This is a genomic window from Ottowia sp., from assembly GCF_047975795.1.
Lineage (GTDB): Bacteria > Pseudomonadota > Gammaproteobacteria > Burkholderiales > Burkholderiaceae_C > Ottowia.
In genome coordinates, this window is the sequence record NZ_JBKEEE010000101.1 from 37,308 (window position 1) to 46,098 (window position 8,791).

Below are 8,791 nucleotides of genomic sequence, written 5' to 3' on the forward strand. Positions count from 1 at the left end.
AAGCCATGCGCCTTCGCATCACCCATGACACCCGCTACGTGTATGCGCCCGCCGTCGAGGCAGCGCAGCACATGGTGTACCTGACCCCGCCCCACACCCGTGCGCAACACCGGCTGGACGCCCGGCTGGAAGTGTCACCCACGCCCGTGGTGCTGACCGAATCGCTGGACGTGTACCGCAATGTGCGCGCTTATTTTGAAATCGCCAGCCCGCACGACCAACTGCTGGTGCGCGCCCGCTGCCTGATCGACACGCAAGCGCCTGAGCCTGTGGCCAGCCAGATCGGCTGGGAAGCGGTGCGCGATCAGTTCGTCTACCACGCCGGTGCGCACTGGCACCCCGCGGCTGAAGGCATTTACCCATCGGTGCATGTGCACCCGGGCGAGGTGTTCACTGACTATGCGCAGCCTTCGTTCACCCCAGGACGACCCTTGCTGGACGCCGCACGCGAGCTGATGCAGCGCGTGCATACCGACTTCACCTACGCCAGCAACAGCACCGAAATCAACACCCCCGCCGCTGAAGCACTGGCCCAGCGACGCGGCGTGTGTCAGGATTTTTCGCATGTCATGCTGTCGTGCCTGCGTTCACTGGGCTTGCCCGCGCGCTATGTGTCCGGCTATTTGTTGACGCAGCCGCCGCCCGGTCAACCGCGCTTGATTGGCAGCGACGCCTCACACGCCTGGGTATCGGTGTTTTTGCCCGATCTGGCCGAACAACACGCAGGCCACGGCTGGTACGACCTGGACCCCACCAACAACCGCGACGGCTGGGGCACGCCGGGCGAGGATTTCGTGCGTCTGGCCGTCGGGCGCGACTTTGCCGACATCTCGCCCATGCGCGGCGTGATCCACGGCAGCGGTAGCCACGAGCTGCACGTTGGGGTTACAGTCGAGCCGTGCGGCGATGACAAGCTGTTCGACACGCCGCTCGTTGGATCTTCCCTTACCTCTTAATGCCGCCCGCGCCATGCGGACACCCCACCACCTTGGCTCCACGACCATGAACGCCTACGACAAACTCCAGCAACTGGGCATCGAACTGCCCCCCTTGTCCGCACCCGCCGCCGCTTACGTGCCTTACGTCATTACCGGCAACCGCATTTATCTGTCAGGCCACATTGCGCGTAAAGACGGCAAGCCCCACGTCGGCCGCCTGGGCCATAACCTGACCACCGTGGACGGCCAGGCCGCAGCGCGCCACATCGCCATCGACATGCTGGGCACGCTGCATGCGGCGCTGGGCGACTTGAGTCGCATCAACCGCATCGTCAAGGTGATGAGCCTGGTGTGTTCCACGCCCGACTTTACCGAGCAGCACCTGGTCACCAACGGCTGCTCTGAACTTCTGGCCGAGGTGCTGGGCGAACGCGGCCAGCACGCGCGCAGCGCTTTTGGGGTAGTGCAAATTCCGCTGGGAGCCTGCGTGGAAATCGAGCTGATTGCCGAAATCAGTTGAACGCTGCCATCGTCTGATTGAGCTTGAAAATTTAGCTTGAAAATTCGGCTTCGACACTAGGCTTTGAATCAGCATCCGTATCGCCATCGCCCGGCAGCAGTTGCTGGGTTTGCGCATCGGGCAAAGCTTCCACTTTTTTCAAGGCGCGGTTCATCACGTTGGTGCGTGTCTGCGCCGCATCCAGCGTGTTCAGCACGGTTTGCGTTTGTGATTTGACGCGCGCCAGCACGTCGCCAAACTTGCCAAACTCGGTCTTCACCGCCCCCAGCACCTGCCAGACTTCACTGCTGCGCTTTTCCAAAGCCAGCGTGCGAAAACCCATTTGTAAACTGCTGAGCATGGCCAGCAGCGTGGTGGGGCCAGCCAGCGTCACGCGATGCTGGCGCTGCAACTGCGTCATCAGGCCGGGGCGACGCAGCACCTCGGCGTACAACCCTTCGGTGGGCAAAAACAGAATGGCGAAATCGGTAGTGTGCGGCGGCTCCAGGTATTTGTCACCAATGGCGCGCGCTTCCAGCCGGATGCGCTGCTCCAGCGCCTTTGCAGCGACCTCGGCAGCCACCGGGTCGGCGTTTTCCTGCGCTTGCAGCAGGCGCTCGTAATCTTCGTTGGGAAATTTCGCATCAATGGGCAACCACACGGGTGTGTTGTCATCACCACCGCGGCCCGGCAGGCGGATGGCAAAGTCCACCCGCTCACGGCTTGCCGGTCGGGTGGATACCTGTTCGGCATATTGTTCGGGTGAAAACACCTGCTCCAGCAACTGCCCCAATTGCGCTTCGCCAAACATGCCGCGTGTTTTGACATTGGTCAGCAAGTGTTTCAAGTCGCCCACGCCTTGGGCCAGGGTGTGCATTTCGCCCAGGCCCTTGTGCACCTGTTCCAGCCGTTCGGCCACTTGCCGAAAACTCTCGCCCAGACGCTGCTCCAGCGTGGCCTGGAGTTTTTCGTCCACCGTGCGGCGCATCTCTTCGAGCTTGGCGGTGTTGGCCGCTTGCAGCGCGCCCAACTGCTGCTCCAGCGTGCCGCGCACTTCGTGCAGGCGGCGCGCGTTTTGCTCGCTCAAGTCCTGCAACTGCTGCGTCAAGGTTTCGGCCAGCGTGCCGCGCAATTGCGCCAGTTGCTGGGCAAAGGCGTCGATCTGGGCGTTTTGCGTGCGTGTGGATTCAGCGCCTTGCTGCATCAGTGCGTTCTGGAAAGTGCCCAACGTGTGCAGCAGCTCCTGGCGCCCATCGCGCGCACTGCCGCCGATTTCCTGCCGCAATTCGCGCTCCAGCCGTTCACTGCTGACGTCCAGGCGTGTGTGCAGCAACTGTTGCAACTCATCGCGCCCAGCCACATCTTCAGGGCGGCGCGGGCGACGCCACAGCAGCACGAGCACCAAAATCAGGTTGAGCAACAACGCAGCCAGCGCCAGGCCCAGCAGCGCGTCAGACGAAATAAAAGCGTTCATGGACTGAAAAATTTCTGGTGGCTTCATGCTGTGTGTTCAGATCGGGCGATGAATACCCGCCACGGGTGGGGATGCGCAAAAACTGCACCACGCCCGCCACACGCCGACTGCACAGGGCCAGCGCTTACAACCCCCCCATGTCGTCGAACAGCGATGGCGTGGCGCTGGCATGCTCTGCTGTGCCACTCATGTTGAGGACATTGAAGGCCATCACCGGCGCGCTGAAATCGCTGAACGGCGCGCCCAGCGCCACCTCCCCAGTGGCATGCAAAATGCACTGGCTGCGGCGCAGGTGAAGCTCCGTGCCCACGTCATCTTGAAACCGCACCCAGCAACCAAAACTGCTCAAATCAGTCAGTACAAATGCGCCGTCCACCCACTCCAGCCTCACGTGCTGGCGTGACACACGTTGGTCGCTGACCACAAAGCCGCAATCAGGAATGCGCCCAATCAGTATCGGCATATCGCTGGCGGCAAACACGGCGCTGCTGCCCAGCCAGGCCAGGGCAATGCTGGCATCGTTGCCGTAGGCGGGCATGTTCTCCAGCAGCTCGCCCGGCATGGTCAGCAACTGGGTGGCCAAGTCCTTGTTCCATTCGATCTGGAACACCGAGGGCGTTTGCACCATGCCGCGCACGCGCACCGCGCCCAGCGAACGAAAGCGCACTCCGGCAAGCGCCTCGCTCTGGGCCATGCCTGCCCCACCGGGGCGCGGCCCCAGTTGTTGCACCACCGATTCGTCAGCCCAGATCACGAACGGCCCGGCCATGTCCGACAGGCGCGCGGCCAAATTGACTGAATCGCCATAGGTGTCGGATGCCATTTCCACCACATTGCCCGCCGCCATGCCGATTTTCAACCCCATGCGCAGCGGCTCGGGCCAGTCCTGCATGCGCTCAGTATGGTTTTGCTGCATGAACACCACCGCTTCAACGGCCTGCATCCCTGCATCAAAACTGGCCAGCACACCATCGCCCAGGTATTTGATGGTTCTGCCGCCATGCGCCTCGCACACGCGGCCCACCCACTGGGTGATTTTTAAAATGGCGCCGGCCGCCTGCTCATTGCCCAGCGCCTCATACGCAGCCGTGCTGCCAGTCAGGTCGATGAACACGATGGTGATGGGAGCGGTCATGTCGGGGGCGTTTTGGGGTTGTTGTTTTAAATGGCGTCAGCGCGATACCTGAAGCCTGTTGCGGCACACAGTCGCGACATACAGTTACGACACACACGCTGCCATGCATGAGGCCATCTTTGGGAGGCCCGGCATTTTAGTGTGCCGTGGTGATCAAAGGATAACGTGCGCGAAGCAGCCACTTTCTGCGAATAGGGGTCGCACAAGCGGTATACCCTTTTAAATGCGTCGCCATGTAACAACATCACTGTCTTTGATAGTCGCCTGTGTCAAGGCCAAACTCGCCCAATGGATTAGTATTTCATACCATCAGATTGTTATTCGCATTATTTTGCATTGATTTTTTAAATGACGATACGCTGGTTGCCCTCGCTGTCACTTACCGAAATTTACGACCGCTGGACGGGCCGCACCGCCCGCGCAGACCGCGTGGCCAACCGGCTGGAGGACATCCGCCTGTCCATGCTCGACATGCTGGGCGACGACGGCGCGCGCCGCTACCCCCAGGTGGCACGCCGCATTCGTGCCAGCGCCGATGCGCAAGCCCTGTGGTATGTCCGCGCCGAACTGATGGCGGCCCTGGCCGGTTTGTATGGCGAAAAAACCGCCCGCACGCGCATGGTCAGTCTGTCGGTACTGTTTGACGGCATGCTGCCCAAAGGCATGGCTTCGCGCCCCACCGTTTTGCGCTCGACCCATAGGCGCTGACACTCTTTCAGTAAAAAGCAGCGGGCAGGCGCTGTCTTGAGTTGTTACGATCCGTTGAGCGCCAGCAACGCCCTCAACCCATCTTCGTCGATTACCTTGAGACCCAGATCGCGCGCCTTGTCCAGCTTGCTGCCTGCCTCCGCCCCAGCGACGACGCAATGGGTTTTCTTGCTTACGCTGCCTGCCACCTTGGCACCCGCCGCTTCAAGCAAGGCTTTGGCTTCGTCGCGGCTCAGCGTGGGCAACGTGCCGGTCAACACAAAGGTCTGGCCCGCAAGCGGCAGCGTGGCGGCAGCGGCAGGTTCACCTTCGGGCCAGGTAATGCCCGCCGCGCGCAGTTGATCGACCACTTCGCGGTTGTGCGGCTGGTCAAAAAAGGTGCGAAGGCTATGGGCCACCACCGGGCCGACGTCGGGCACTTGCAACAGTTGTTCGGGCGTGGCGACCATCACCGCGTCCAGTTGACCAAAGTGGCGCACCAAATCCTTGGCCGTGCTTTCGCCCACATGGCGGATGCCCAGCGCGTATAAAAATCGCGCCAGCGTGGTTTGCTTTGATTTGTCCAGTGCTTCGATCAGGTTCTGTGCGGATTTTTCGGCCATGCGCTCCAGCGCCGCCAAACTGACGAAGCCCATGCGGTACAGATCGGGCAAGCTCTTGACCACGTTGCCGTCCACCAACTGCTCCACCAGCTTGTCGCCCAGGCCTTCGATGTCCATGGCGCGGCGGCTGGCAAAGTGCAGCAGCGCCTGCTTGCGCTGGGCCGGACAGAACAGTCCGCCGGTGCAGCGGTGGTCGGCCTCGCCTTCTTCACGCACCACCGTGCTGTCGCACACCGGGCAGGTGACAGGCATGGTGAACTCAGCCGCCTCCGGCTGGCGTTTTTCAGGCAACACGCTCACCACCTCGGGGATCACGTCGCCCGCCCGGCGCACCACCACGGTGTCACCCACTCGAACGTCCTTGCGGCGCGCCTCCAGCTCGTTGTGCAGCGTGGCGTTGGTGACAGTAACGCCACCCACGAACACGGGGGCCAGCTTGGCCACAGGCGTGAGCTTGCCGGTGCGGCCCACCTGCACGTCGATGGCCTGCACCGTCGTGAGCTGTTCTTGCGCCGGGTATTTGTGCGCCACGGCCCAGCGCGGCTCGCGGGTGGCGAAGCCCAGCTCGCGTTGCAGCACGGTGCTGTCCACTTTGTAAACCACGCCGTCGATGTCGAACGGCAGTGCGTCGCGTTGGGCGGCCATATCAGCGTGAAACGCTATTAATTCTTGAGCACCTTGCGCAGGACGAACCAGCACTGAAACCGGAAAGCCCCAACTTTTCAGCGCCTGCAACAATTGCCAGTGGCCACTGAACGTCAGGCCACCCTCGCCCGCTGGCGTCATCTCGCCCAGACCATAGGCATAAAACGACAAAGGCCGATCAGCCACCAGCGCCGGATCGAGCTGGCGCACCGCCCCGGCTGCCGTGTTGCGCGGGTTGACGAAAGTCTTGGCCGCCTTGTCGCCTGCCGCCATGCGCTGACGCATGCGCTCGTTCAGAGCCTCGAAGTCGTCACGGCGCATGTAGACCTCGCCGCGCACTTCCAGCACGGGCGGCACCTGCCCTTCGAGCCGCAAAGGAATCTGCCCAATGGTGCGGATGTTCTGTGTCACGTCCTCGCCGGTCTCGCCATCACCACGCGTGGCGGCCTGCACCAACACGCCGTGTTCATAACGCAGGTTGATGGCCAGGCCGTCGAACTTCGGTTCAGCCACATAAGCCACGGGCGCACCGCCCAGCACGGCCAATGCTTCGGCACCCAGCGGTTCAGCCCGATAACGTTCGTCGGTGGTTTTGAGCAAGGTGCGGCGCTGCTCGCTGGCGAAAAAATCGCGCACGCGCTGATCGAACACCTCGGCCCCCTTGGGCGATGTGTCGGTTTCGGTGCGGATGCTGAGCATGGCCACGGCGTGCCGCACCGCAGCCAGGCCATCGAGCACTGCACCGCCCACACGCTGGGTGGGCGAATCTGGCGTGCGCAATTCGGGGTGTTCAGCCTCCAGCGTCTGAAGCTGCTGGAACAGCCGGTCGTACTCGGCATCGGGCAGCTCGGGGGCGTCCAGCGTGTAGTACTGGTGCGCCGCGCGGTTCAGGCGCTGGCGCAGATCGGCCGCCTGATTTACCGTTGTTGCTTCAATAGTCATAGCTTGATGCGTATATTCAGCAAGCGTGGCAACGCCACAAAGGTGGTCAGCTAAAAAGCCTTCTGGCCTGGGGCGAGCCAGCGGCCAGGTCGTGTTGATCCAGCGCGTCGTACAGATGATTCAAGTCGCTGCCGATGGATTCGATGGTCTCGGCTTGCAGGCGCTGGCCCGCATCGTCGGTGATGATGCCGTCCATGGCTTGCGCCAAGCTCAGTGCAGCATCTCGCAGACGGTCAAAGGGCTGCTCGCTGCGGTGTACTTGGGGCACATCCAGGTTCAGCGTGACCGATGTGATGGCCGTGTGCACCGGGTCTTCGGCCAGCACCGCCCGTGGGTCAAAGCTCAAATCCAGCAGCGGTGGCAAGCCCGGCTGACTGGACGGCAGCACCATGCGCCCGGCAACCACCCCCGCCACAAACCCCAGCCGTGCGGCTTGCTGGTGCACAAAACCGGGACTCCAACTGGCACCGCGGGCGCGCAGGGTCAAGCTCAGTTGGGCGTCGTGCTGGCTGGCAAACTGATCCAGCTCGCGTGCGCGCGCAATTTCGTCCAGCATGTCGGGAAACTCAGGCGCGCCGCCCACAGCGTCGGCATAGCGCTGGGCTTTGACCACGAATTCAGAGTATTCGATCTCATTCAGCGCCCCGGTTCGGTTGGCCATTTGCACGCCCGCTTGCAGCGCGGCATAGCGTTGGCCGGTCGCCGGGAACTCCCATCCGCCGCCGGACTCTTTTTGCGCTTCGACAGCAAACGGCTTGCTGCCCACGCGACGCGTGGCGGGCAGCGCGGCCAGCAGCGCATCGCCCGACACCACCCGCCCGTCCAGCGCAATGGGCGCAATCACGTCAATCAACGCGTCCAGATGCGGGCGTTTGTCAGGCGCAGGCACTGGCCCCAAAGGCGACAGCGCCGAGGCGGTATCGAACGAAGGCTCCACCCGCCCGCCTTCAGCCACCGGCTGGTCGCCGCCCATGCCCGGCTCTACCCGGTCTGGCAAGGGGGCGGGCCGACTGTCGGGCTGGGCCTGGCGCGGCTCATTACGGCGCGCGTTCCAAGTGTTGTAGGCGATCACGCCGCCCAGAATCACCCCCCCGGCAATCGCCAAGCCCACTTGCAAAGAATTCATGCCTGAAACACCTCTTTGAGGATGACCATGCCTGCACTTGAGCACATCAGCATGCAATTCAGATGGCCGCGGAGCAGGCCAGTCCAGCAGACGCTCTGGCCGGGGTTTCCCCGCTCAGCAGCGTCGTCCCCGTGGGGGGAAGTTGCGCAGCAGCTTAGGGTGGATGTCGTATCTGATGTCATACCTCCGCCATCCCCACGGCGCTTTCCATGTCCACCGCCACGATGCGTGACACACCCTGCTCTTGCATGGTGACGCCGATCAGTTGCTCGGCCATTTCCATGGCGATCTTGTTGTGGCTGATGAACAAGAACTGCGTGCCCTGCCCGCTCATGCGGGTAACCAGCCTGGCGTAGCGCTCGGTGTTGGCGTCGTCCAGCGGGGCGTCCACCTCGTCCAGCAGGCAGAACGGCGCGGGGTTGAGCTGGAAGATGGCAAACACCAGCGCAATGGCCGTCAGCGCCTTCTCGCCGCCCGACAGCAGGTGGATGGTCTGGTTCTTTTTGCCCGGTGGGTGGGCCATGACCTGCACCCCGGAGTCCAGGATCTCGTCACCGGTGATGACCAACCGCGCGTTGCCGCCGCCGAACAGTTCGGGGAACATGGTGCCAAAGTGCTGGTTGACCGCGTTGAAGGTGCCCGAGAGCAACTCCCGGGTTTCGGCGTCGATCTTCTTGATCGCGTCTTCCAGCGTGATCATGGCCTCGATCAGGTCGGCCGAC

General features: G+C 62.7%; 7 protein-coding genes and 1 pseudogene. 3 read left to right on the plus strand and 5 right to left on the minus strand.

Annotated elements, in window-relative coordinates:
- The first annotated feature begins 5 nt into the window (after positions 1–5).
- Positions 6–956 carry a transglutaminase family protein gene (locus tag ACK5NW_RS15130; RefSeq protein ID WP_416929552.1) on the plus strand — a complete coding sequence of 317 codons (951 nt, stop codon included), beginning with the start codon at positions 6–8 and terminating at the stop codon, positions 954–956.
- Positions 957–1,002: 46 nt separating this feature from the next.
- A complete protein-coding gene (locus ACK5NW_RS15135; RefSeq protein WP_416929566.1) occupies positions 1,003–1,458 on the plus strand; it encodes a RidA family protein in 456 nt (151 codons plus the stop codon).
- Positions 1,459–1,489: 31 nt separating this feature from the next.
- On the opposite strand, the gene rmuC is transcribed toward ACK5NW_RS15135, so the two are convergent.
- Both rmuC and ACK5NW_RS15145 read right to left on the minus strand, forming a co-directional pair.
- A complete protein-coding gene (gene rmuC, locus ACK5NW_RS15140; protein ID WP_416929554.1) occupies positions 1,490–2,911 on the minus strand; it encodes a DNA recombination protein RmuC in 1,422 nt (473 codons plus the stop codon).
- Positions 2,912–3,035: 124 nt separating this feature from the next.
- A complete protein-coding gene (locus ACK5NW_RS15145; RefSeq protein WP_416929556.1) occupies positions 3,036–4,046 on the minus strand; it encodes an FHA domain-containing protein in 1,011 nt (336 codons plus the stop codon).
- Between the two features lie 348 nt (positions 4,047–4,394).
- On the opposite strand from ACK5NW_RS15145, the gene ACK5NW_RS15150 reads away from it, so the two are divergent.
- The gene (locus tag ACK5NW_RS15150; RefSeq protein WP_416929558.1) at positions 4,395–4,754 is read left to right on the plus strand and encodes a hypothetical protein; all 360 of its coding nucleotides are present in this window, start codon (positions 4,395–4,397) and stop codon (positions 4,752–4,754) included.
- A 44-nt stretch (positions 4,755–4,798) separates the two neighbouring features.
- Here the strand turns inward: ACK5NW_RS15150 and ligA are convergent, their stop codons facing one another.
- From ligA to ACK5NW_RS15165, 3 genes and pseudogenes are all read right to left on the minus strand, one after another.
- Positions 4,799–6,943 carry an NAD-dependent DNA ligase LigA gene (gene ligA / locus ACK5NW_RS15155; RefSeq protein ID WP_416929560.1) on the minus strand — a complete coding sequence of 715 codons (2,145 nt, stop codon included), beginning with the start codon at positions 6,941–6,943 and terminating at the stop codon, positions 4,799–4,801.
- 46 nt (positions 6,944–6,989) lie between these two features.
- Positions 6,990–8,069: a cell division protein ZipA C-terminal FtsZ-binding domain-containing protein gene (locus ACK5NW_RS15160; RefSeq protein WP_416929562.1), complete on the minus strand. Its 1,080-nt coding sequence runs from the start codon at positions 8,067–8,069 to the stop codon at positions 6,990–6,992.
- Between the two features lie 178 nt (positions 8,070–8,247).
- Positions 8,248–8,791 (minus strand): annotated as a pseudogene (locus ACK5NW_RS15165) (chromosome segregation protein SMC); the annotation flags it as partial.